At 74.1% G+C, this 21950-nt stretch carries 21 protein-coding genes; 12 read left to right on the top strand and 9 right to left on the bottom strand.

The window, feature by feature from the left end; translation table 11 throughout:
• The first annotated feature begins 19 nt into the window (after nucleotides 1-19).
• Nucleotides 20-820, top strand: a complete 801-nt coding sequence (locus FHX75_RS18245; protein ID WP_154941346.1) for a phosphatase PAP2 family protein — start codon at nucleotides 20-22, stop codon at nucleotides 818-820.
• A gap of 30 nt (nucleotides 821-850) precedes the next feature.
• A complete protein-coding gene (locus FHX75_RS18240) occupies nucleotides 851-1573 on the top strand; it encodes a phosphatase PAP2 family protein (RefSeq protein WP_154941345.1) in 723 nt (240 codons plus the stop codon).
• A gap of 35 nt (nucleotides 1574-1608) precedes the next feature.
• Here FHX75_RS18240 and FHX75_RS18235 read toward each other — a convergent pair whose 3' ends face one another.
• The 6 genes from FHX75_RS18235 to FHX75_RS18210 all read right to left on the bottom strand — a co-directional run bounded on the left by FHX75_RS18235 (nucleotide 1609) and on the right by FHX75_RS18210 (nucleotide 7085).
• Entirely contained in the window at nucleotides 1609-2787 is a 1179-nt protein-coding gene (locus FHX75_RS18235; protein ID WP_088959917.1) for a MarP family serine protease, read from the bottom strand.
• Nucleotides 2788-2845: 58 nt separating this feature from the next.
• Entirely contained in the window at nucleotides 2846-3541 is a 696-nt protein-coding gene (locus tag FHX75_RS18230; RefSeq protein WP_154941344.1) for an NUDIX hydrolase, read from the bottom strand.
• Nucleotides 3542-3655: 114 nt separating this feature from the next.
• Nucleotides 3656-4381 carry a TlpA family protein disulfide reductase gene (locus tag FHX75_RS18225; RefSeq protein ID WP_154941343.1) on the bottom strand — a complete coding sequence of 242 codons (726 nt, stop codon included), beginning with the start codon at nucleotides 4379-4381 and terminating at the stop codon, nucleotides 3656-3658.
• A complete protein-coding gene (nth, locus tag FHX75_RS18220; RefSeq protein ID WP_154941342.1) occupies nucleotides 4378-5157 on the bottom strand; it encodes an endonuclease III in 780 nt (259 codons plus the stop codon). The genes FHX75_RS18225 and nth overlap by 4 nt, the downstream gene beginning before the upstream one ends.
• Before the next feature lie 51 nt (nucleotides 5158-5208).
• Nucleotides 5209-6366, bottom strand: a complete 1158-nt coding sequence (locus tag FHX75_RS18215; RefSeq protein WP_154941341.1) for a CapA family protein — start codon at nucleotides 6364-6366, stop codon at nucleotides 5209-5211.
• Nucleotides 6367-6422: 56 nt separating this feature from the next.
• Nucleotides 6423-7085 carry an adenosylcobinamide amidohydrolase gene (locus FHX75_RS18210; RefSeq protein ID WP_154941340.1) on the bottom strand — a complete coding sequence of 221 codons (663 nt, stop codon included), beginning with the start codon at nucleotides 7083-7085 and terminating at the stop codon, nucleotides 6423-6425.
• Between the two features lie 222 nt (nucleotides 7086-7307).
• Between FHX75_RS18210 and FHX75_RS18205 the strand changes: the two genes are divergently transcribed.
• Nucleotides 7308-7985, top strand: a complete 678-nt coding sequence (locus tag FHX75_RS18205) for a Crp/Fnr family transcriptional regulator (protein ID WP_067306583.1) — start codon at nucleotides 7308-7310, stop codon at nucleotides 7983-7985.
• Between the two features lie 64 nt (nucleotides 7986-8049).
• Here the strand turns inward: FHX75_RS18205 and FHX75_RS18200 are convergent, their stop codons facing one another.
• Nucleotides 8050-8295 carry a hypothetical protein gene (locus FHX75_RS18200; protein WP_154941339.1) on the bottom strand — a complete coding sequence of 82 codons (246 nt, stop codon included), beginning with the start codon at nucleotides 8293-8295 and terminating at the stop codon, nucleotides 8050-8052.
• Between the two features lie 231 nt (nucleotides 8296-8526).
• On the opposite strand from FHX75_RS18200, the gene FHX75_RS18195 reads away from it, so the two are divergent.
• The 9 genes from FHX75_RS18195 to FHX75_RS18155 all read left to right on the top strand — a co-directional run bounded on the left by FHX75_RS18195 (nucleotide 8527) and on the right by FHX75_RS18155 (nucleotide 19837).
• Nucleotides 8527-9270 carry a metallophosphoesterase family protein gene (locus FHX75_RS18195; protein ID WP_154941338.1) on the top strand — a complete coding sequence of 248 codons (744 nt, stop codon included), beginning with the start codon at nucleotides 8527-8529 and terminating at the stop codon, nucleotides 9268-9270.
• 180 nt (nucleotides 9271-9450) lie between these two features.
• Nucleotides 9451-10107, top strand: a complete 657-nt coding sequence (locus FHX75_RS18190; protein ID WP_154941337.1) for a TetR/AcrR family transcriptional regulator — start codon at nucleotides 9451-9453, stop codon at nucleotides 10105-10107.
• 39 nt (nucleotides 10108-10146) lie between these two features.
• Nucleotides 10147-11004: a maleylpyruvate isomerase family mycothiol-dependent enzyme gene (locus tag FHX75_RS18185; RefSeq protein WP_154941336.1), complete on the top strand. Its 858-nt coding sequence runs from the start codon at nucleotides 10147-10149 to the stop codon at nucleotides 11002-11004.
• Nucleotides 11001-12728 carry an acyclic terpene utilization AtuA family protein gene (locus tag FHX75_RS18180; RefSeq protein ID WP_154941335.1) on the top strand — a complete coding sequence of 576 codons (1728 nt, stop codon included), beginning with the start codon at nucleotides 11001-11003 and terminating at the stop codon, nucleotides 12726-12728. Before FHX75_RS18185 ends, FHX75_RS18180 begins: the two co-directional genes overlap by 4 nt.
• On the top strand, nucleotides 12725-13921 hold the full coding sequence (locus tag FHX75_RS18175; protein ID WP_154941334.1) for an acyl-CoA dehydrogenase family protein: 1197 nt from the start codon (nucleotides 12725-12727) through the stop codon (nucleotides 13919-13921). Before FHX75_RS18180 ends, FHX75_RS18175 begins: the two co-directional genes overlap by 4 nt.
• Nucleotides 13918-15519, top strand: coding sequence for an acyl-CoA carboxylase subunit beta (locus FHX75_RS18170; protein WP_154941333.1), 1602 nt, complete (start codon nucleotides 13918-13920; stop codon nucleotides 15517-15519). Before FHX75_RS18175 ends, FHX75_RS18170 begins: the two co-directional genes overlap by 4 nt.
• 11 nt (nucleotides 15520-15530) lie before the next feature.
• Nucleotides 15531-17576 carry an acetyl/propionyl/methylcrotonyl-CoA carboxylase subunit alpha gene (locus FHX75_RS18165; RefSeq protein ID WP_154941332.1) on the top strand — a complete coding sequence of 682 codons (2046 nt, stop codon included), beginning with the start codon at nucleotides 15531-15533 and terminating at the stop codon, nucleotides 17574-17576.
• The gene (locus FHX75_RS18160) at nucleotides 17573-18736 is read left to right on the top strand and encodes an acyl-CoA dehydrogenase family protein (protein ID WP_154941331.1); all 1164 of its coding nucleotides are present in this window, start codon (nucleotides 17573-17575) and stop codon (nucleotides 18734-18736) included. The genes FHX75_RS18165 and FHX75_RS18160 overlap by 4 nt, the downstream gene beginning before the upstream one ends.
• A 111-nt stretch (nucleotides 18737-18847) precedes the next feature.
• Nucleotides 18848-19837 carry a hypothetical protein gene (locus FHX75_RS18155; RefSeq protein WP_154941330.1) on the top strand — a complete coding sequence of 330 codons (990 nt, stop codon included), beginning with the start codon at nucleotides 18848-18850 and terminating at the stop codon, nucleotides 19835-19837.
• A 90-nt stretch (nucleotides 19838-19927) separates the two neighbouring features.
• On the opposite strand, the gene FHX75_RS30870 is transcribed toward FHX75_RS18155, so the two are convergent.
• Nucleotides 19928-20968: a hypothetical protein gene (locus tag FHX75_RS30870; protein ID WP_088959903.1), complete on the bottom strand. Its 1041-nt coding sequence runs from the start codon at nucleotides 20966-20968 to the stop codon at nucleotides 19928-19930.
• Nucleotides 20965-21903 (bottom strand): transporter substrate-binding domain-containing protein, encoded by a 939-nt coding sequence (locus tag FHX75_RS18145; protein ID WP_154941329.1) that lies wholly within the window; start codon nucleotides 21901-21903, stop codon nucleotides 20965-20967. The genes FHX75_RS30870 and FHX75_RS18145 overlap by 4 nt, the downstream gene beginning before the upstream one ends.
• Nucleotides 21904-21950: the final 47 nt, after the last annotated feature.

Here is a 21950-nt window from a genome sequence, read left to right as displayed (position 1 = left end):
CTGGGTAAGAGCTGACGCCATGAACAATCCCGGCCAGCGCACCTCCGTACGCCCGTCGGCCCGCTCCTGGCGGGGTCGACGCCTGGACCGTGACCACTCGCTGGGCCTGCGGCTGACCCTGGCCTCGGCGGCGGCGTTCCTGGTGCTGGTGCCGTTCGCGCTGCTGGCCGTGCTGGTGGTGGGCGCCTGGCCGCCACTGCACCACCTGGACGCGGTGGTGACCGACGCGCTGTACCGCTACGCCGGCGACCATCCGGGCTGGGTGCGGGCGATGAACGGCTGGACCAACGTCTTCGGTCCGGGGCCGCTGCGGGTGGCGGCGCTGGGCGTGGTGGTCTGGCTGTGGACCCGCCGGGCCCGCCGGCTGGCCCTCTGGGTGGTCACCACGATGACCGTCGGCGGGCTGCTCGGCGCGCTGCTGAAACTGCTGGTCGGCCGGAGCCGGCCGGACCTGCTCGACCCGGTGGCCCGGGCGGCCGGCTTCGCCTTCCCGTCCGGGCACGCGCTGAACGCCACCCTGGCCGCCGGCGTGCTGCTGCTGGTCTTCCTGCCGTACACCCGGGGCCGGACGGCCGCGCGGGTGGCGCTCTGGGTGGCGGCGGTGCTGGTGGCCGGGGTGACCGGGCTGAGTCGGGTGGCGCTCGGCGTGCACTGGACCAGCGACGTGCTGGGTGGCTGGCTGCTCGGCGTGGCGGTGGTGGCGGCGACCTCCGCCGCGTTCACCACCTGGCGGGAGCGGACCGGCCGGCCCGCCGCCCGGCCCGCCGCCGAGGGGATGGAACCGGAGCTGGCCGACGACCGGAACGAGCCCGACGCGTAGTTGTGGCCCGGCGGGGGTAATGGGCGGCCCATGTCCGACTTCGCGGTGCAAGTCGTCAAGCGGGTGCTGGTGCCGGTGGCTCTGCTGCTCGCCCTCATGGTCCTGCTGGGGGTGCTGGTCACCCGGGTGCTGGACCGGGTCTGGCCGTTCACCGTGGAGGACGCGGTCAACCGGGAACTGGCCGCCGACCGCACCGGCGGCTGGAACGACGTCTCGCTGGTCTTCAGCACGCTCGCCAGCACCCAGGTGATCGTCCTGGTCACCGCGGTGGCGGCGCTGATCCTGCGGCTGGTGCTGCACCGCTGGCGGGAGCCGCTGTTCCTGTGCGCCGCGGTCAGCGCCCAGGCGCTGGTCTTCCTGCTGACCACGATGGCCATCGACCGGCGTCGCCCGGCCGTCGAGCACATGGACGTCTCGCCGCCCACCTCCAGCTTCCCGTCCGGGCACACCTCGGCGGCGGTGGCGCTCTACGTCGGCATCGCGCTGCTGCTGGCGCTGCGGGCGAGGAGCACCGCCGGCAAGGTCACCTGGTGGGCCCTGCTGGTCCTGGTGCCGGTCGGGGTGGCGCTGACCCGGATGTACCGGGGCATGCACCACCCGAGCGACGTGGTGGCGTCCTTCGTCAACGGCGGCACCTGCGTGGCGATCATGGCCCGGGCGGTGCTCGACCGGACACTGAGCTGGGGCCGGGCCCGGCTGCCCGGGGTCACCCCGTCGGGCGGGGACGTGACCGCCGCCCGCGCCCGGAGCTGACCCCGGCCGCGGTCACCCGGCCACCGTGGCCGGGCTCAGGTGCAGTCGCCCGTGCCCACCCCACGGGTACGCTCCGCGCCCTCCAGCGCCACCGGCCGCGCCTCCGCCGCCGTCACCGCGAAACCCGTGTTCGGGTCGTCCGCCGCCGCCGCGAAGATCACGCCGAGCACCAGGCCGTTGGAGGAGACCAGCGGGCCGCCGGAGTTGCCGCTGCGGACCAGCGCCCGGATCGTGTAGATCTCCCGGGTCACGTCGCCCGAGGAGTAGATGTCCGGCCCGGTGATCCGGTCGACGTCGCGCACCCGGGCCGGCCGGGCGTCGTACGGGCCGTCGAGGGGGAAGCCGAGCACGATCGCGTCCGAGCCGCTGCCGGCCTGCCCGGCGGCGAAGCGCAGGGACGGGCCGGGCAGCCCGGGCACGTGCAGCACGGCGAGGTCGCGGTCCGGGTCGTAGACGACCACCTCGCCGTCGTACCGCTCGCCGCGCAGCTCCACGGCGACGGAACGGGTGCCGGCCACCACGTGCGCGTTGGTCATCACCCGGTCGTCGGCGTACACGAAGCCGGAGCCCTCGATGCGGCGCGCGCAGCTCGGCGCGGAACCCAGCACCTTGACCACCGACCGCTGGCTGTTCGCCACCACCTGCGAGCCGGCCAGGGCCGGGTCGGGCGGGGAGACCTGCCGCGCCTGGGTGCGGCCCAGGCCGTTGAAGACGTCCGGGAAGCCGTCGGTGTCCACCGTGTCGCGCAGGGCGGTGGAGAGCTCCTGGGCCCGGTCGGGCAGCACCCGGTCCACCACGGTCAGCAGCGCGCTGTTCTTGACCGAGGCGGACAGCCAGGGCAGCGGGGAGGAGGCCAGCGGGACGGCGACCAGCCAGGCCACCAGCATCACCGCGAAGAGCGAGACGAACGCGCCGCCGATGTCGTCGGCCCGCTTCGCCACGTCGTTGGTGATCGTCCTGCGCAGGTGCGAGCCGAGCCAGCCGGCGAGCGCCTGCCCGAGCACGGCCAACCCGAAGACGGCGACCAGGGAGATCAGCACCCGGGTGCCGCTGTCGACGAACTGCCGGGCGAAGATCGGGCCGACCTGGAGGCCGAGGAGCGCGCCCAGGAAGAAGCCGGAGAGCGAGAGCGCCCCGATGGCGAAGCCCTGGCGGTATCCGCTGATCGCGAACACGAGCATGAGCAGGAGCAGGACGAGATCCACGACGGACACGCGTCAAGGGTACGGGCACCGGGCACGACCGGGGCGTTGCGCTTGCGGAACGTGACGGTCAGGTCAGCGGGCCAGCCATCTCGTCGACCTCGTCGGTGCCGGCGGACGGCGCCGGGGTGGCCCCGGCGGGCGGCAGTTCGATCACCCGGCCGCGCGGCCAGGGGCGGGCCCAGCCTCCCATCTCCAGCAGCGTGGCGAGCACGCCGGCGGTGAAGCCCCAGACCAGCATGCCGCGCACGGAGAAGGCGGGGCCGATCCAGCCGCTCGGGTGGCGTACCCGCATCCGGTTCTCCGGGTCGACCAGCTCGGCGACGGGCAGCCGGGCGACGTGGGCGACCTCGGCCGGCTCCCGGGGGTGCACCGGGTGCGGCGCGTGCCACCAGGCGAGCACCGGGGTCACCACGAAGTCGCTGACCGGGATCCACAGCCTGGGCAGCTCGGCCAGCACGGTCACGCTGGCCGGGTCGAGGCCGACCTCCTCGTTCGCCTCGCGCAGCGCGGTCGCGGAGGCGTCGGCGTCCTCCGGGTCGGCCGCGCCACCGGGGAAGGCCGGCTGGCCGGCGTGGTTGCGCAGGGTCGCGGCCCGCTGGAGCACCAGCACGTCCGGGCCGACGCCGGGCTCCTCGCCGAGCAGCACCAGCACCGCGCTCTCCCGGCCGCCCTCCTCGGGGGTGGTGAGCCGGGTGAAGTCCTCCACCCGGGCGGTGCCGAGCCGACCGAGCAACGGGTCGATCCAGGCCGGCGGGCGGGTCACGGCGCCACCTTCGTTCGCGACTGCGGGGCTCGCAGAACCGGCTCACTCCTCGCACTCACGGCGCCACCTTCGTTCGCGACCGCGGGGCTCGCCGGACCGGCTCGCTCCTCGCGCTCATTGGGACACCTGCACGCCGAGGTGCTGCCGGACCAGCGCGGCGAGCCGGGCGTCGTCGAGGGCGCCGGTGGCGTCGGTGTGGCGTACCCGGCCCTGGGCGTCGACGAGGAGGGTCAGCGGGAGGGCGTTGCGCCCCAGCTCCCGTTGCAGCGCCTCGCCCTGGTCGAACAGCATCGGGAAGCGGATGCCGTGGTCCTCGCCGATGGACTGGGCGGCGCTGCGGGTGTCCCGGCTGTTGACGCCGATCACCTGGAGCCGGCCGGCCGCACGCTCGCTGAGCCGCTGGAAGGCGGGCAGCTCCTTGCGGCAGGGCGGGCACCAGGAGGCCCAGACGTTGACCACGGCGGGGCCCCGGACGTCGCGCAGCGCCACCGGCGTGCCGCCGGTGAAGCAGGAGAGGATCAGGCCGGGCAGTACAGCCCCGACGGCTCCGCTGGCGGTAGGCGCGGTGGCGCCGGGCGTGGCGGTGCCGGTCGTGGCGGCGCCAGGCGTGGTGGCGCCGGGCGTGGCGGTGCCGGACGTGGCGGTGCCGGACGGGGCGGCACCGGACGGGGCGGCGGCACCGGTCGCGGCCGGCGGGCTGGTCAGCGTCGCGCAGTCGGCGAACGGCGAGGGGCGTTCGGCCCGGGCGGTCGGGGTGGCGGCGCTGCCCTGACCGGTGGCGGTGCAGCCGGCGACGGCCAGCAGCGCGGGGACGAGCAGGGCAGCCAACCGCCGGTTCACGGCGCCTCCGCGGCGACGGCCTGCCGCGGCACCAGCTCGGGGTCGACCCCGGCGGCGGCCGCGAGGTCCCGGGCTCGGGGGCCCTTGAGCAGCTTCGCGGCGGCGGCCGGCTCGGTCGGCCCGGTCCCGTACGACGGGCAGAGCTTCGCCAGCGTGCACGCACCGCAGGCCGGCTTACGGGCGTGGCAGACCCGCCGGCCGTGGAAGATGATCCGGTGCGAGAGCATGGTCCACTCGCGCTTGGGGAAGAGCGCGCCGATCTCGTGCTCGATCTTCACCGGGTCGGTCTGCGCGGTCAGCTTCCAGCGCTGCACGAGCCGCTGGAAGTGGGTGTCGACGGTGATCCCCGGGACGTCGAAGGCGTTGCCGAGGATGACGTTGGCGGTCTTGCGGCCGATCCCGGGCAGCGTCACCAGGTCGGCCAGCCTGCCGGGAACCCTGCCGTCGTACCGCTCGACCAGGGCCTGACCCAGCTTGATCAGCGAGTCGGTCTTGTTGCGGTAGAAGCCGGTCGGCCGGATCAGCTCCTCCAGCTCCGCCCGGTCGGCCCCGGCGTAGTCGGCCGCCGTCGGGTAGCGGACGAAGAGCTTCGGGGTGACCTCGTTGACCTTCTTGTCGGTGCACTGCGCGGAGAGGATGGTGGCGACGGCCAGCTCCAACGCGTTGGAGTGGTCGAGTTCACAGTGCGCGTCGGGGTGCGCCTCGGTCAGCGCCCGGCCGATCCGCCGGGCGCGCCGGGTCCGGCCGAGGTCCGTCTCGGTGGAGCTGATGGTCACGCCGGCCAGCCTACGTCGCCGGGACGACCACCCGCCGGGCCCACGCCCGGCTCAGCCGGCCTGCGGCGCGCTGATCCTGCCCTCGGCGTCGAACCGGGCCCCGGTCCGCGGGAAGTCGGCCCGGCTGAGCTGCTTGATGAGCCCGAGGCCCTGGTCGGCGGAGTCCATGGTCGGCTTGCCGACGGAGTTCATCCGGGTGGAGGTGAAGGAGCCGCCGGCGAAGCTGCCGTCCGGCTTGAGCGACACCTTGAGCACCCCGCCCCAGCCGAGCCGCCCGCTCGGGTTGAGCGACCGGCCGCCGCCGGCGAAGTTGCCGAGGCTGTAGGCGATCAGCCGGCCCTGGTAGAACTCCATGCCGCGCAGCACGTGCGGGCCGTGCCCGACGATCAGGTCCGCCCCGGCGTCGATCATGGCGTGGGAGAACTTCACCGGGTCGCCCCGGTTCTCGCCGTAGAACAGCTCGGTGCCCGGCTTGACCTTGGTCCGGTCGGCCCCCTCGGCACCCATGTGCACCTGCACCACCACGAGGTCGGCCATGGTGGCGGCCTTCTCGATGACCGCCGTCGCCGCGTCGATGTCGGTCAGGCTGTTCGACCAGGGGTACGACGAGAAGCCGGCCACCGCGATCTTGACGCCCTTGACCTCGACCACGGTGATCTGGTCCGGCGCGCCGGTGTGCTTGAGGCCCTGCTTCTCCAGCGCCTTCTGGGTGTTCGCGTACCCCTGCGGGCCGTAGTCGTAGCCGTGGTTGTTGGCCTGGTTGAGCAGCTCGAAGCCGGCGTCCTTGAGGTGGGCGGCGTAGCTGGACGGGGCCCGGAACTGGTAGCAGGCGGTGGAGTTCGCCCCGCACTTGCCGGTGCCGGTGTCCTCGGTCAGCGGCTCCTCCAGGTTGCCCATCACCAGGTCGGCGTCGAGCGCGTCGGAGATCTCGTCGAAGAAGCCCCGCCCGCCGTTGGCGGGGAGCCGGGAGGGGGCGTTGCCCATGATGATGTCGCCGGTCGCCGAGAGCGAGACGGCCTCGCCGGCCGGCGGCGAGGCGCTGCCGGACGGGGCCGGCGCACCGGTGGCGCCCCCGCCGCCGCCGCGCTGCCAGACGGGCGTGGTGTCGTCGTCCGACGTGCTGCAGCCGGCGGTGAGCAGCACGGCGAGGACCGCGCCGACGGCGAGTGCGGCACGGCGGCGGGTCCTGGAAGACGCGGGAGCGGACATCGCTGGCGACCCTACCGGGTAGGTAAGGGCACGACGATGGCCGATCGGACCGAAGTTCATCCCGCCCGCCGGTCGGACCAGGGGACGCAGGGCAGCGACCCGCCGTCCCGGACGGCGGCGTGCACGGCCCGGGCCAGCGGGGCGCCCCAGGTGGACCGGGGGCCGCCGTAGGGCTCGGCGGGGCCGTCGGCCGGGCAGAGCACGGTGACCGCGTCGGTGGGCGTACCGGTGGCGGGCAGGCCGAGTTCCCAGATCGCCTGCGCCTTCGCCTCAGTCGCCGTGGCGACGGCGTTGACCAGGGCGGCGTCGCCGAGCGCCGCCGGGACGTACACGATGATGTTGACCGTGCCCACCCGCTGGGCCGGCGCCGCCGGGGCCGGCGCGGCGGCCCAGACCGGCATGCCCAGCCCGACCGTCGCCCAGGCCCGCACGCCGGTGTCGGCCCGGGCCACCACCTCGGCGACGTCCACGCCGGTGAGCAGGCCGACCCCGGATCCGCCCAGGCCGAGGCCGCCGGCCAGCGCGGCCAGGTGGGCGGCCGGGTCGTCCCGGTGGTACGACATCGGCACGGTCGCGTTCACCACCCAGTTCCGGACGCCGATCCCGCCGCCGAGTGGGCCGGAGCTGGCCGCCCGCAGGGGCGCCCCGGCGCGCCACACCAGCAGCGGGATGTCCCGGCCGTCCTCGGGACGGCTGGTCAGGGTGGGGTCGCTCAGCACGCCCGTCACCCTACGGCCATTGACGACGACGCCCGGTCACTACCCGGGTACGGTCGCGCGATCGTAGCCCCTGATCAGGGCGGGAAGGTTACGCCCAACGATCAAGATTCCAGGGGTGCACCTCTGATTCGTGCTCACGTGCGCCTAGACTTGTCGGCGCGCGAGGGATAAGCGGACGGCGGACCCGGCCGACGGACGGCGGCGCGCAACCGGAGGTGCGCGATGGACGAGGTACTGGCCCGCAGCGGGATCTTCCAGGGTGTCGACCCGGAGGCTGCCGAGGCGCTCGCCAAGGAGATGGAGACGATCGACGTCCGCAAGGGCGAGATCGTGTTCAACGAGGGCGAGCCCGGCGACAGTCTCTACATCCTCCTGTCGGGCAAGATCAAGGTGGGGCGTCGGGCGGCCGACGGCCGGCAGAACCTGATCGCCGTGATGGGCCCGTCGGACATGGTCGGTGAGCTGTCGCTCTTCGACCCCGGTCCGCGTACGGCCACGGCCACCGCGGTCACCGACACCCGGCTGGTGCGGCTGCGCAAGCAGGCGCTGCGGCCCTGGCTGAACAACCGGCCCGAGATCGCCGAGCAGCTGCTGCGGGTGCTGGCCCGCCGGCTCCGCCGGACCAACGACTCACTGGCCGACCTGATCTTCACCGACGTGCCGGGCCGGGTCGCCAAGAACCTGCTCCAGATGGCCGGCCGCTTCGGCACCCGCGACGGCGGCGTGCTGCGGGTGACCCACGACCTCACCCAGGAGGAGATCGCCCAGCTCGTCGGCGCCTCCCGGGAGACGGTCAACAAGGCGCTGGCCGACTTCGCCTCGCGCGGCTGGCTGCGGCTGGACGGCAAGAGCATCATCATCCTCGACCCGGAGCGTCTGGCCCGCCGCGCGCGGGTCTGACCAGGTCAGGACGAACGTCGCCGGCCCGGCCCGCCGTCGTGCGGTCCGGGCCGGCTCTTCGGCGTCACGGCAACGAATCGTCGCGGTGCTCCGGCCGCCACGGGTCCTGCCGCTTGCCGAGCCTGGGCACGGGCCGGCGGTGTCGCCACCGCTCGGCCTGGTTGCGCCAGCGGTCCCAGGTCCACCTGAGGTAGGCGAGGTAGCTCGCGGTGGCCAGCAGACCGATCGCGAGGATCAGCCAACCCCCCTTTTCGGAAGGCTTGCCGCTCGGCAGGTAGACGTAGTCTCGATCCTCCGGGTCGTAGACCACGGTCAGCCGCTGGGTTCAGCCGGTGCGGTCGACGCCACGGCCGACGGTTGGCTGCGCCGCCGGCGCCGCTCGTTCCGACTGGCCACCCACCGCCTCCCGCCCGCCCCCGGCTGGCAATCTCGGGCTCACGGTAGAGCGCGGCACCAAGGTGGGCGGTGCCGGCGATCCAGGCGCGGTCTGCCCGGCGCAGAATTCCTGGACTCCGGCGCGGGTCGGGGCCAGGCTGGAACAATGCTCGAACGTGTCGCCGTTCTCTCCGACATCCACGGCGCGCTGCCGGCGCTGGAGGCCGTACTGGCCGAGCCGGACGTGGCCGCCGCCGATCTGATCGTGCTCACCGGTGACATCGCCGCCGGACCGCAGCCGGTCGAGGTGCTGGACCTGCTGGTCTCGCTCGGCGACCGGGTCCGCTGGGTACGCGGCAACGCCGACCGCGAGCTGGTCGAGGCGCGCGCCGGCCGCCCGTCGCCGATCGAGGTGTCGAACTGGGCCGCCGGCCAGCTCCGCGACGACCACCTCGCCCTGCTCGCCGTGCTGCCGCTGACCGTGACCCTGCCGGTCGACGGCCTCGGCCCGACGCTCTTCTGCCACGCCACCCCGCGCGACGACGAGGAGGTGGTGCTGGTCGACTCCCGACCGGCCCGCTGGGCGGAGGTGTTCGCCGGGGTCCCGGCCGAGGTGCGGGCCGTGGTCTGCGGGCACACCCACATGCCGTTCACCCGGCTGGTCGACCGGCGGCTCGTGGTCAACCCGGGCAGCGTGGGCATGCCGTACGGCGGTCCGGGGGCGTACTGGGCGCTGCTCGGCCCGGGGGTGCAGCTGCGGCGTACGGCCTTCGACGTCGAGGCGGCCTGCGCCCGGGTGGTGGCGGAGTCGGGCTTCCCGGACGCCGCCGACTGGGCCGACGAGTACCTGCGCTCGCGGCACAGCGACCTGGACGCCCTCGCCGCCTTCGGCCCACGCGACGGCCGCTGACCCCCGGTACGACGTCCCCGACCGGCCGGCCTCCGGCTCCTGATCAACTCCATTTCGGCGGAGCTGCGGTATCCGACAGCCGGTGACCCCGCCACACCGGCGAAACGGAGCGCACCCCCGCAGCCCGGCGAAGAAAAAGTCAGGCTTGACTGTTTGTTTCGGGGGCGGCACGCTGTCCCCGTGTCCACCGCATCGACGCGCGTCCCTCAGCAGGAGCGCAGCCGCGCCACCCGGGCCCGGCTGCTGGAGGCGACCGTCGACTGCCTGGTGGAGTACGGCTGGTCCGGCACCACCACCACGGTGGTCGCGGCCCGGGCCGGCGTCTCGCGCGGCGCGCAGCTGCACCACTACCCGACCAGGGCAGCCCTGGTGACCGCCGCCGTCGCCCACCTCGCCGACCGGCGGGCGGCGGAGCTGCGCACCGAGGCCGAGGCCCTGCCGGCCGGGCCGCAGCGGCTCGACCGGGTGGTCGACCTGCTCGGCGTGGCCTTCACCGGGCCGCTCTTCGTCGCCGCGCTGGAGCTCTGGGTCGCCGCCCGCACCGACGCCGAGCTGCGCCGCGCCCTGGTGCCGCTGGAGGCCCGGGTCGGCCGGGAGATGCACCGGCTGACCGTGGCCCTGCTGGGCGTGGACGAGCGCCGCCCCGGCGTACGGGAGGCCGTGCAGGCCACCCTCGACCTGCTCCGCGGGCTGGGCGTGGCCAACCTGCTCAACGACGACTCGGCTCGCCGTACCGCCCTGCTGCACACCTGGAAACGCCAGCTCGCCGCCCTGCTCACGCCCGACGCCGGCCCACCGGAGCGCGCCACGCCGGGGCCCGAGCGCGACAGGCAGTGACCCGCCCGTCCTGACCGGCACACCCCGCCCGGAGGCACCATGGTCGACCTGACAGCACTGCTCGCGGATCTGGCCGCCGAGTCCGAGCAGCTCGACGCCCTCGTCGCGCCGCTGCCGCCGCAGGCGTGGGCGCGGCCCACCCCGGCTCCCGGGTGGACGGTCGGCCACCAGATCGCCCACCTCGCCTGGACCGACGAGATGGCCCGGCTCGCCGCCACCGACGTCGACGCCTTCTACGCCTCGGTCACCTCGGTGCCGGACGTCAGCCGGCTCGTCGACGACGGCGCGGAGCGGTTCCTGGCCCCACCGGCCGAGCTGCTCGCCCACTGGCGTGCCGGCCGGGCCGCGCTGATCGACGCCCTCACCGCCGTCCCCGCCGGGGAGAAGCTGCCCTGGTACGGCACCCGGATGTCGCCCGCCTCGATGGCCACCGCCCGGATCATGGAGACCTGGGCGCACGGCGAGGACGTGGCCGACGCGCTGGGCGTCACCCGCGCCCCGACCGCCCGGCTGCGGCACGTCGCCCACCTCGGCTTCCGTACCCTCGGGCACGGCTTCGCCGCCCACGGCCGGGCGCTGCCGACGGCCCCGGTCCGGGTCGAACTGACCGCGCCGACGAGCGCGAGCGGTGCGCTCGCGAGCCCCGCAGCCGTGAGCGAGGACGGCTCGTCCGGCGACGTCTGGGCCTTCGGGCCGGCGGACGCGGCGGACCGGATCACCGGCCCGGCGCTCGACTTCTGCCTGCTGGTCACCCAGCGCCGGCACCGCGCCGACCTGGCCCTGACCGCCACCGGCGCCACCGCCGACGAGTGGCTGGACGTGGCGCAGGCCTTCGCCGGGCCGCCCGGCGCCGGCCGGGAGCCGCGCGCGGCAAGCGGTGCCGGAGCCCCGGCATGAGCGCCCCGCTCCGGGTCGGCAACGCCTCCGGCTTCTACGGCGACCGCGCCACGGCCTGGCGGGAGATGCTCGACGGCGGCGAGCTGGACGTGCTCACCGGCGACTACCTGGCCGAGCTGACCATGCTGATCCTCGGCCGTGACCGGATGCGCGACCCCGCCCTGGGATACGCGAAGACCTTCCTCCGCCAGCTCGAAGGCTGCCTCGGCACCGCGCTGGACCGGGGCGTGCGGATCGTGACCAACGCCGGCGGGCTGAACCCGGCCGGCCTGGCCGCCGCGATCGGCTCGCTCGCCGACCGGCTCGGCCTCACCGCCCGGATCGGGTACGTCGAGGGCGACGCCCTCACCCGTCCCGACGCGCTCACCGCGAACGCCTATCTCGGCGCGTTCGGCATCGCGGCCTGCCTCGACGCCGGGGCGGACGTGGTGGTGACCGGCCGGGTCACCGACGCCTCGCTGGCCGTCGGGCCGGCGATCGCCCGGTTCGGCTGGGGCCGAAACGACCTGGACGCGCTGGCCGGGGCTACCGTCGCCGGGCACCTGATCGAGTGCGGGGCGCAGGTCACCGGCGGCAACTTCAGCTTCTTCACCGAGCTGCCCGACGGCGGCCACCGGCCCGGCTTCCCGATCGCGGAGATCCACCCGGACGGTTCCTCGGTGCTCACCAAGCACCCGGGGACCGGCGGCGCGGTCACCGTCGAGACCGTCACCGCGCAGCTGCTCTACGAGGTGGGCGGTCCGGCGTACCTGGGGCCGGACGTGGTGACCCGGCTGGACACCGTGCGGCTGCACCAGGACGGGCCCGACCGGGTCCGCGTCTCCGGTGTCCGGGGCACGCCGCCGCCGGACACCCTCAAGGTCGGCGTCAACAACCTCGGCGGGTTCCGCAACTCGATGACGTTCGTCCTCTGCGGACTGGACGTCCCCGCCAAGGCGGCCCTGGTGCGCGGGCAGATCGAGGAGGCGGTCGGCAAGGAGGGGCTGGAGTTCACGCTGGCCCGCACCGACCACCCGGACGCGGCCGACACCGAGGCGGCGAGCGCGCTGCTGCACGTACACCTGCGCGACGGTGACAAGGCGCGGGCCGGGCGGGCCTTCTCGGCGGCCGCGGTGGAGCTGGCCCTGGCCTCCTACCCCGGCTGCACGCTGACCACGCTGCCCGGCGACGCCACCCCGTACGGCGTCTTCACCGCCGACACCGTGCCGCAGGACGCGGTCGAGCACGTCGCGGTAATGCCCGGCGGGGAGCGGGTGCCGATCCCGCCGCCGACCCGGACCGACGCCGCTGCCGCGCACGCCACGGAGGTCACACCGGCCACCGGCGGCACGGCGGCACGGCCGGAGGGCACCGGCCCGACCCGAAGGGCGCCGCTGGGCGAACTGGTCGGGGCGCGCTCCGGCGACAAGGGCGGCGACGCCAACCTGGGCGTCTGGGCCCGCACCGACGCCACCTACGCCTGGCTGCGCGGCTGGCTCACCGTCGAGCGGCTGGCCGAACTGCTGCCGGAGACCGCCCCGCTGACCGTCGAGCGGTACGAGCTGCCGCACCTGCGGGCGGTGAACTTCGTGGTGCGGGGGCTGCTCGGGCAGGGCGTGGCCGCCTCCACGCGGTTCGACCCGCAGGCCAAGGCGCTCGGAGAGCTGCTGCGCTGCCGGGTCGTCGACCTGCCCGCGGACCTGCCGACGGGTCCACCGCAACGAGTCGGGGAGGCCGGCGCATGAGCATCGTGGACACCCCGGAACGGCGCCAGCTACGCGAGCTGACCCGGGCCTTCGTCACCCGGGAGGTGCTGCCGCACCTGGCCGACTGGGAGCGGGCCGGCGAGGTGCCGCGCGAGCTGCACGCCACCGCCGCGAAGATCGGCCTGCTCGGCATCGGGTTCCCCGAGTCGGTCGGCGGCAGCGGCGGCGACCTGCTCGACTCGATCCTCGTCACCGAGGAGATCATCCGCTCCGGCGGCTCGTCCGGGCTGATCGCGGCGCTCTTCACGCACGGCATCGCGCTGCCGCACATGGTCGCCGCCGCCGGCGGCCAGAGCGGCGGCCTGCTCCGCGGCCGGCTCGGCGGCGGCCAGCTCCGGGGCGACGACGACCTCATCGACCGGTACGTCCGGCCCACCCTGGCCGGCACGATGATCGGCGCGCTGGCGATCACCGAGCCGGACGGCGGCTCGGACGTCGCCGCGATCCGCACCACCGCCCGCCGGGACGGCGACCACTACGTGGTGAACGGGTCGAAGACCTACATCACCAGCGGGGTACGGGCCGACTTCGTGACCACCGCGGTCTGCACCGACTTCCCGGGCAGTGGCGAGCTCAGCCTGCTGGTCATCGACAAGGGCACGCCCGGCTTCACCGTCGGGCGCCGGCTGGAGAAGCTGGGCTGGCACTGCTCGGACACCGCCGAGCTGTCCTTCGTCGACGTCCGGGTGCCGGTGACCAACCGGATCGGCGAGGAGAACACCGGCTTCCTCGCGATCATGCAGCACTTCGCCGCGGAACGGCTCTCGCTGGCCACCCAGGCGTACGCGACCGCGCAGCGCTGCGTGGAGCTGGCCACCCGCTGGTGCCGGGACCGCACCACCTTCGGCCGCCCGCTGGCCAGCCGCCAGCTCATTCGGCACCGGCTCGCCGAGATGCACACCCGCGCCGAGGCGGCCCGGGCGTACGTGCACGAGGTGGCCGCCCGGGTCGCGGCGGGCGAGCCGGTGGTGACCGAGGTGGCGATGGCGAAGAACGTCGCGGTGGCCGCCTGCGACCAGGTGGTCGACCAGGCGCTGCAACTGCACGGCGGCTTCGGCTACCTGCGCGACGCCGAGGTGGAGCGGCACTACCGGGACGCCCGGATCCTCGGCATCGGCGGCGGCACCACCGAGATCATGAACGAGATCATCGCGAAGGGCATGGGCCTGTGAGCACACTGGACAGCACGCTCGACCCCGCCTCGCCGACCTACCGGACCAACCGGGAGGGGCTGCTGGAACGCCTCGCCGAGCTGGACGCCGAGCTGGACCGGGCCCGGGCCGGCGGTGGCGAGAAGTACGTGACCCGCCACCACGCGCGCGGCAAGCTGCTCCCCCGGGAGCGGATCGAGCTGCTGCTCGACCCGGACAGCCCGTTCCTGGAGCTGTCCCCGGTGGCGGCGTACGGCACCGACTTCCCGGTCGGAGCCAGCGTGGTGACCGGCATCGGCGTGGTCGAGGGCGTGGAGTGCCTGGTCATCGCCAACGACCCGACGGTACGCGGCGGCGCGGTCAACCCCTGGTCGCTGGCGAAGACCCGGCGGGCCGGCGAGATCGCCCTGGCCAACCGGCTGCCGATGGTCAACCTGGTCGAATCGGCCGGCGCCGACCTGCCCACCCAGGCGGAGATCTTCATCCCGGGCGGCCGGGTGTTCCGCGACCTGACCCGGCTCTCCGCGGCGAAGATCCCCACGGTCAGCGTGGTCTTCGGCAACGCCACCGCCGGCGGCGCGTACGTGCCCGGGATGTCCGACCACGTCATCATGATCCGGGACCGTTCGCAGGTGTACCTGGCCGGCCCGCCGCTGGTGAAGATGGCCACCGGCGAGGTCACCGACGACGAGTCGCTCGGCGGGGCGGCCATGCACGCGTCGACGTCGGGGCTGGCCGACTTCCTGGCCGAGGACGAGCGGGACGGTATCCGGCTGGCCCGGCAGTGCGTGCGCCGGCTCAACTGGCGCAAGCACGGCCCGCCGCCGCGCAACCCCGTCCCCCAGCCCCCCAAGTACGACCCGGAGGAGCTGCTCTGCATCGCCAGCGCCGACCTCAAGGTGCCCTTCGACCCCCGCGAGGTGCTGGCCCGGGTCCTGGACGGCAGCGAGTTCGACGAGTTCAAACCGGCCTACGGCACGGCGCTGGTCACCGGCTGGGGCGAGCTGCACGGGTACCCGGTCGGGGTGCTGGCCAACGCCCGGGGCGTGCTGTTCAGCGAGGAGGCGCAGAAGGCGGCCCAGTTCATCCAGCTCGCCAACGCCGCCGACACCCCGCTGGTCTTCCTCCAGAACACCACCGGCTACATGGTCGGCACCGAGTACGAGCAGCGCGGCATCATCAAGCACGGCGCGCTGATGATCAACGCGGTCTCGAACTCGACCGTGCCGCACCTGACGGTGAACCTGGGCGCCTCCTACGGCGCCGGCAACTACGGCATGTGCGGCCGGGCGTACGAGCCGCGGTTCCTCTTCACCTGGCCGAACGCGAAGTCGGCGGTGATGGGGCCGGCGCAGCTCGCCGGGGTGCTCTCCATCGTCGCCCGGCAGGCCGCCGCCGCCCGGGGGCGCGACTACGACGAGGAGTCCGACGCCGCGATGCGGATGATGGTCGAGCAGCAGATCGAGTCCCAGTCCGGCGCGCTCTTCCTCTCCGGCCGGCTCTACGACGACGGGGTGATCGACCCCCGGGACACCCGTACCGTCCTCGGGCTCTGCCTGTCGGCGATCCACAACGGACCGGTGAAGGGCGCCGACGGCTTCGGCGTCTTCCGGATGTGAGGGGCACACTCATGATCACCCGACTGCTGGTGGCCAACCGGGGCGAGATCGCCCGCCGGGTCTTCGCCACCTGCCGGGCACTCGGCGTCGAGACGGTCGCCGTGCACTCGGACGCCGACGCCGACGCGCCGTTCGTGGCCGAGGCCGACCACGCGGTCCGGCTGCCGGGGAACACCCCGGCCGAGACGTACCTGCGGATCGAGAAGATCCTGGACGCGGCCCGGAGGACCGGCGCGGACGCCGTCCACCCGGGCTACGGCTTCCTCGCCGAGAACGCCGAGTTCGCCGCGGCGGTGACCGACGCGGGGCTGACCTGGGTCGGCCCGCCGGCCAAGGCGATCGCCGCGATGGGCGACAAGATGGAGGCGAAGGCGCTGCTCGCCGAGGCGGGCGTGCCGATGCTGCCGACCTGGACCGACCCCGACCAGATCACCGACTTCCCGGTGCTGGTCAAGGCGTCCGCCGGCGGCGGCGGGCGGGGCATGCGCGTGGTCCGCGACGCCGCGGACCTCGCCGAGGCCGTCGCCTCCGCGCGCCGCGAGGCGGCCGCCGCGTTCGGCGACGGCACGGTCTTCGTCGAGCGGTACGTGGAGCGTGGCCGGCACGTCGAGGTGCAGATCTTCGGCGACACCCACGGCACCGTGGTCGCCCTCGGCGAGCGGGACTGCTCGATCCAGCGCCGGCACCAGAAGATCGTCGAGGAGGCCCCGGCCGTCGTCGGGCCGCAGGTGCGGCAGCGGCTGCACGAGGCGGCGGTGGCCGCCGGCCGGGCCGTCGACTACGTCGGCGCGGGCACGGTGGAGTTCCTGCTCGCCCCGACCGGCGAGTTCTTCTTCCTGGAGATGAACACCCGACTCCAGGTGGAGCACCCGGTCACCGAGGCGGTCACCGGGCTGGACCTGGTCCGGCTGCAACTGCTGGTCGCCGAGGGCGAGCCGCTGCCGGTGGCGGCGACCCCGCCGGTCGACGGCCACGCGATCGAGGCACGCCTCTGCGCGGAGGACCCGGCCCAGGGCTTCCGTCCCGCGACCGGCACAGTGCACCGGTTCGCCGTCCCGGGGATGACCGGGGCGTTCGCCCCGACGAAGGGGCTGCGACTGGACTCCGGCGTGACGGACGGCTCGATGGTGGGCGTGCACTACGACTCGATGCTGGCCAAGCTGGTCGCCTGGGCGCCGACCCGGGCGGAGGCGGTCCGGGCGCTGGCGGGTGCGCTGGCCCGGGCCGAGTTCCACGGCGTCGCCACCAACCGGGACCTGCTGGTCCGGGTACTGCGCAGCGCCGAGTTCGCGGCGGCCGAGGCGGACACCGGTTTCCTGGACCGGCACCCCGAGGTCTTCGCCCCGCTGCTCCCCGCCGACCGTTGGCCGCTGGCGGCGCTGGCCGCCGCGCTCGCCTCGGCCGCCGCCCGCCGCGCCGAGGCGGGCGTGCTCGCCGGGCTCCCCTCCGGCTGGCGGAACGTGCCGGCGTTCCCGCAGGTCACCCGCTACGCCGGGCCGGACGGCGGCGAGATCGAGGTGCGCTACCGACTGGACCGCGCCGGCGCACTGGCGCAGTGGCACACCGACCCGGGCGTGACCTCGGCCGACGGGCCGTCGACAGGACCCGGGGCCGACCCGGCCGGAGCGGATGCCGACCGGTCCGGGCAGCCGCCGACGGTCGAGCTGGTGCAGGCGACCCCGGACCGGGTCGTGCTCGACCTGGACGGCGTGCGCCGGGCGTTCCGCGTACACCGGGTGGGGTCGGCGGTCTTCGTGGACGGCCCGGACGGGGCGACGAGCCTGACCGAGCTGCCCCGGTTCCCGCTGCCCACCACGGAGCTGGCGGCCGGGTCGCTGCTGGCGCCGCTGCCCGGCGCGGTGAGCCGGGTGCACGTGGCGGTCGGTCAGCGGGTCGCCGCCGGCGACCTGCTGCTGACCCTGGAAGCGATGAAGCTCGAACACCCCGTGCTCGCCCCGACCGACGGCGTGGTCGCCGAACTGCCGGTGCCGGCCGGCGGCCAGGTCGAAACCGGCGCCGTGCTGGCCGTGGTCAACTCCGAGGAGGACCCGCGATGAACTTCGACCTCACCCCCGAGCAGGACCAGCTCCGTGACGCCGTCCGCGCGCTGGGCCGGCGGTACGGCCACTCCTACTTCGTCGAGAAGGCGAAGACCGGCGGGCACACCAGCGAGCTGTGGAGCGAGGCCGGCCGGCTCGGCTACCTCGGCGTCAACATCCCCACCGAGTACGGCGGCGGGGGCGGCGGCATCACCGAACTGGCCCTCGTCTGCGAGGAGCTGGCGGCGGCCGGCTGCCCGCTGCTGCTGCTGGTGGTCTCCCCGGCCATCGCCGCCACGGTGATCAACAAGCACGGCACCGACGAGCAGCGCAAGCGCCACCTGCCCGGCCTGGCCGACGGCACCCAGAAGATCGTCTTCGCGATCACCGAGCCGGAGGCCGGCTCGAACTTCCACCGGCTCGGCACGGTGGCCCGCCGCGACGGCGACGACTGGCTGCTCTCCGGCCGCAAATGCTACATCTCGGGCGTCGACGAGGCGCAGTACGTGCTGGTCGTGGCTCGCACCGAGGACGCGTCGACCGGAAAGCTGAAGCCGGCGCTGTTCATCGTGCCGACCGACGCGCCGGGGCTGACCCGCTCCAAACTGGACATGGAGATCCTCTCCCCGGAGAACCAGTTCCTGCTCTACCTCGACGACGTGCGGCTGCCCGCCGACGCGCTGGTCGGCGAGTCCCTGGACGCCGGGCTGCCGGCGCTGTTCGCCGGGCTCAACCCGGAGCGGATCACCGTCGCCGCGATGGGCGCCGGCACCGGCCGGTACGCCATCGAGCGGGCCAGCGAGTACACCGCCACCCGCAAGGTCTGGGGCGGCCGGAGCATCGGCTCGCACCAGGGCGTGGCACACCCCCTCGCGCACGCGGCGGTGCAGGTGGAACTGGCCCGACTGATGATCCACAAGGCGGCCACCCTCTACGACGCCGGCCGCGACCTGGAGGCCGGCATCTCGGGCAACATGGCCAAGTACGCCGCCGGCGAGGCCGCCGCGCTGGCCGTGGACACCGCCGTGCAGGCCCTCGGCGGGGCCGGCATGACCACCGAGTACGGCGTCGCCACCCTGCTCGGCGCGGTACGCGCCGGCCGGATCGCCCCGGTCAGCCGGGAGATGATCCTCAACTTCGTCGCCCAGCACGTCCTCGGCCAGGACAAGTCCTACTGAGCCAGGCGGATCCGGGGCGCGCCGTACCGGAAAGGGTGGCCGGACCGACACCGTGATCCGGCGACTCCCCACTGTCACGATCAGCGGTGACAGACCACAGGGGAGGGTGTCATGGACAGAAGAGCCGTACTCAGGGGGCTCGCGGGCGCGGCGGTCGCCGCGCCGGCCGCCGGGCTGCTCGGCGCCGCGCCGGCCGAGGCCGCGACCCACTACGTGATGGCGACCGAGCAGGCCAGCGGTCGGATCCTCAGGTTCAACCCGGCGGCCTGGAGCAGCGGCACGGTGCTGTGGAAGGCGCCGAGCACCACCGGTACGTGGAAGAACCTCTCCGACGTCAAGCGGCGGGGCACCGCGAAGTGGGGCAACGTCATGCTGATGACGTCCTCCGGGATGGGCGACTACCTGGGCCGGGCCGCGATGATCGACGAGAGCGCGATCGGCTCCTCGCGTACCGGGGGGATCGTCTGGCAGGCCGCCGTGGACGGCAACCCGCACTCGATCGAGCGGATCGAGGGCAAGGGGGCGATCGTGGTGGCCACCTCCAAGGGGCCGACCGGCTCGGCCAGCGGTGGCGGCCTGCACCTGTTCGTACCGTCGACCAACGGCGGCAAGCCGGGCACCCGGGCGGTCAAGTTCTACGGCTTTCCGGGCGCGCACGGGGTCATCTACAACCAGAACGGCTTCGTCATCGCCGTGGGCACCGGTGAGGTCCGCCTCTACGGGATCACCGGCAACGGGTCCAGCACCCGGTTGTCGTACCGGACGAAGCTGACCTTCAGCGACGGCGCGGGGCGGGCGAAGGTCGGGCACGACATCCTGCCCGACCACGACGGCAGCGGCTACTTCTTCACCTCGTCGTACAACGTGCGCTCGCTGCAACTGGTGTACGCCGGCAACAGCTGGCAGTTCACCTCCAGCCAGGTCAGCGGGGCCGACCACGTCAAGGCGTACACCCGGCTGCCGAACGGGGTGCGGACCTGGGTGGTGCCGGGCTCCGGCGAGGGTGACTGGAGCCGCACCATCCACTTCAGCTCCGGCAACCACAGCAAGAGCGGCGCCCGCTTCTACCGGGTGCGGTACTACACCACCGCGTTCGGCTGACCGGCCGCGCGCCCGGGGCCGGCGGGCCGACGCCGGGTCCGGGCGCCGGGCCGGCCGGTTGTACCCGTGGTGACACCGCCCCGGGTCGGCTCAGCCCACGGCGCGGCAGGCGGCGTCGATGCGGTGCACCGGGCGCACCCGCCGGCCCGTCCCCTCCAGCAGCGAGTCCTCGACGTGGAAGTCGCGGATGCGCAGCCGGTGCCGGGGCAGCTCCTCCTCGCTGGGGCAGAGCACCTGGGCGCGCACCTGGTCCACCGGCACGTAACGGACGCCGCCGCGCTCCTGGAGCAGCACCACGTTCACGTCGTCCACGGTCACCACGTGCCCGCGGACGTCCTCGGTGACGCCGGGCGTCGACTCCACGGTGGTGACGGTGAGCGGCAGCACCGGCGTGCTGATCACCGGCAGGGCGGCCCAGACCAGCATGGCGAGCACGGCCGCCTCGGTCAGCGACGCCAGTGGCCGGATCACCGCCGCCGGCAGCGGACCGGTGACGCCGAGCGCGAGCAGCGGCGGCGCGACGAGCAACAGCAGGGCCAGCAGCTCCCCCTGTCGCCAGGCGTCCCGCAGGGTCGGCGCGAGCAGCCAGGCGTACCCGACGAACAGGGCGGCGAGGAGCAGCAGCCGGGGCGCGACCTGCTCGTGCAGCCGGGCCGGGGTGAGCTGGAACGCGGCGACGAACGCCGGGATCAGCAGCGGCAGGTAGAGCAGCTGCCAGGTCACCAGGGCGAGCAGGAAGCTGGCGACCACGAACCAGGCCGGGGTGATGTCCACCCAGCGGGCGAAGAGCGGCCGGCGGAAGCTGGCCGGCATCCGCTCCACGCTCACCCGGAGCACCGCGCCGAGCGCGAAGACCGCGACCAGGCCCGTCGAGAGCAGGCGGGCGGCCGTGGTGAGGAAGCCGGCCAGCAGGTTCACCGGGCCGACGTTCGCCACCAGGAGCAGGGTGGTCTGGAGTTCGCCGCCGGCCTCGACGCCGAGCCGGAGCACGGAGAAGATCGCCGGCACGCCGACCACCGCCGTCCAGAACGACTGGCTGGCCCGGGCCCGCCGCTCGGCCGGGTCACTCCCCTCCCGCGCCGGCCCGGCGGGGCCCACGTCACGCTGGGCGGGCACCGCCGGGGCGCTCACCGCCGGGGCGCCTTGTCGTCGAAGTCGACCAGCTTGGGTACGTCCAGCGGCTGCGGCTGTGACTTCGGCGCCTTCATCCAGGGCCCCAGCGTCCGGTTGTACGCGGTCAGCCAGGGACTGCTGATCCCGCTGCGCCCCTGCTGGTAGCTCTTGTCGAGGAAGAAGGCGACCAGGTCGCGCAGGGCCGGGTCGCCGATCGGCACCCCGATGCCGAGCGTCTCGCTGGTGCCGAACGGCATGTCGACGATCTCGAACTCGGTCGGGTACTGGGAGAGGAAGCCGGCGAGGATGGTCTCGTCGGAGCTGACCGCGTCGTACCGCCCCTCGCGGATGCCGTTGACGCAGTCGCCGACCCGCTTCACCACCAACGCCTTGACCTGGTGTTTCTCCAGCTCGGCCTCGGTGGTGGAGCCGCCACTGGTGCAGATCTTGTACGCCGGGTCGCGGAGGTCCTCGATGGTGCGGATCTTGTCCTTCAACCGGTTCGGGACCATCACCTCCTGGGTGGTGACGAAGTACGGCCCGGCGAAGCCGACCTGCTTCTTGCGCTCCTCGGTGATCGAGAAGCTGGAGACCACCAGGTCGACCACACCTCCTTGGAGGGCCGGAATGCGGTCCTCGGTGGCCAGCGAGACGAAGTCGATCCGCTGGTCGCCCTCGTAGCCCAGCGAGGCGGCGATGTACCGGGCGATCTCGACGTCGAAGCCGACGTAGGTGCCGTTGCGCAGCTCGCCCATCAGCGGCTCGGTGGCCGCCACCCCGATCCTGATCTTCGGCTGGCCGTCGATGTGCGACTCGCGCAACTTGTCCAGCACCGAGGGGAGCGGCGGATCCTGCCGGTTGTCGCACCCGGCCGCGGCGGCCAGCGTCAGGGTCAGCGCCACGGCCAGCGTGGTCGCGACCGAGCGGAACCTCGGGGAGGAGCTGTCGTTCATCGAACTACCTCGCTGACGGACACGGCCTGCGGGACACCGACAGTAGC

This window comes from Micromonospora palomenae (assembly GCF_007829925.1).
GTDB classification, from domain to species: Bacteria; Actinomycetota; Actinomycetes; order Mycobacteriales; family Micromonosporaceae; genus Micromonospora; species Micromonospora purpureochromogenes.
This window is presented reverse-complemented; position numbering and strand designations above follow the sequence as displayed.

Coding starts and splice junctions, on each gene's coding strand:
- FHX75_RS18245 (WP_154941346.1), top strand. CDS start 20: ATGAACAATCCCGGCCAGCGCACCTCCGTACGCCCGTCGGCCCGCTCC.
- FHX75_RS18240 (WP_154941345.1), top strand. CDS start 851: ATGTCCGACTTCGCGGTGCAAGTCGTCAAGCGGGTGCTGGTGCCGGTG.
- FHX75_RS18215 (WP_154941341.1), bottom strand. CDS start 6,366: ATGTCCGCTCCCGCGTCTTCCAGGACCCGCCGCCGTGCCGCACTCGCC.
- FHX75_RS18205 (WP_067306583.1), top strand. CDS start 7,308: ATGGACGAGGTACTGGCCCGCAGCGGGATCTTCCAGGGTGTCGACCCG.
- FHX75_RS18195 (WP_154941338.1), top strand. CDS start 8,527: ATGCTCGAACGTGTCGCCGTTCTCTCCGACATCCACGGCGCGCTGCCG.
- FHX75_RS18185 (WP_154941336.1), top strand. CDS start 10,147: ATGGTCGACCTGACAGCACTGCTCGCGGATCTGGCCGCCGAGTCCGAG.
- FHX75_RS18180 (WP_154941335.1), top strand. CDS start 11,001: ATGAGCGCCCCGCTCCGGGTCGGCAACGCCTCCGGCTTCTACGGCGAC.
- FHX75_RS18175 (WP_154941334.1), top strand. CDS start 12,725: ATGAGCATCGTGGACACCCCGGAACGGCGCCAGCTACGCGAGCTGACC.
- FHX75_RS18165 (WP_154941332.1), top strand. CDS start 15,531: ATGATCACCCGACTGCTGGTGGCCAACCGGGGCGAGATCGCCCGCCGG.
- FHX75_RS18160 (WP_154941331.1), top strand. CDS start 17,573: ATGAACTTCGACCTCACCCCCGAGCAGGACCAGCTCCGTGACGCCGTC.
- FHX75_RS18155 (WP_154941330.1), top strand. CDS start 18,848: ATGGACAGAAGAGCCGTACTCAGGGGGCTCGCGGGCGCGGCGGTCGCC.
- FHX75_RS18145 (WP_154941329.1), bottom strand. CDS start 21,903: ATGAACGACAGCTCCTCCCCGAGGTTCCGCTCGGTCGCGACCACGCTG.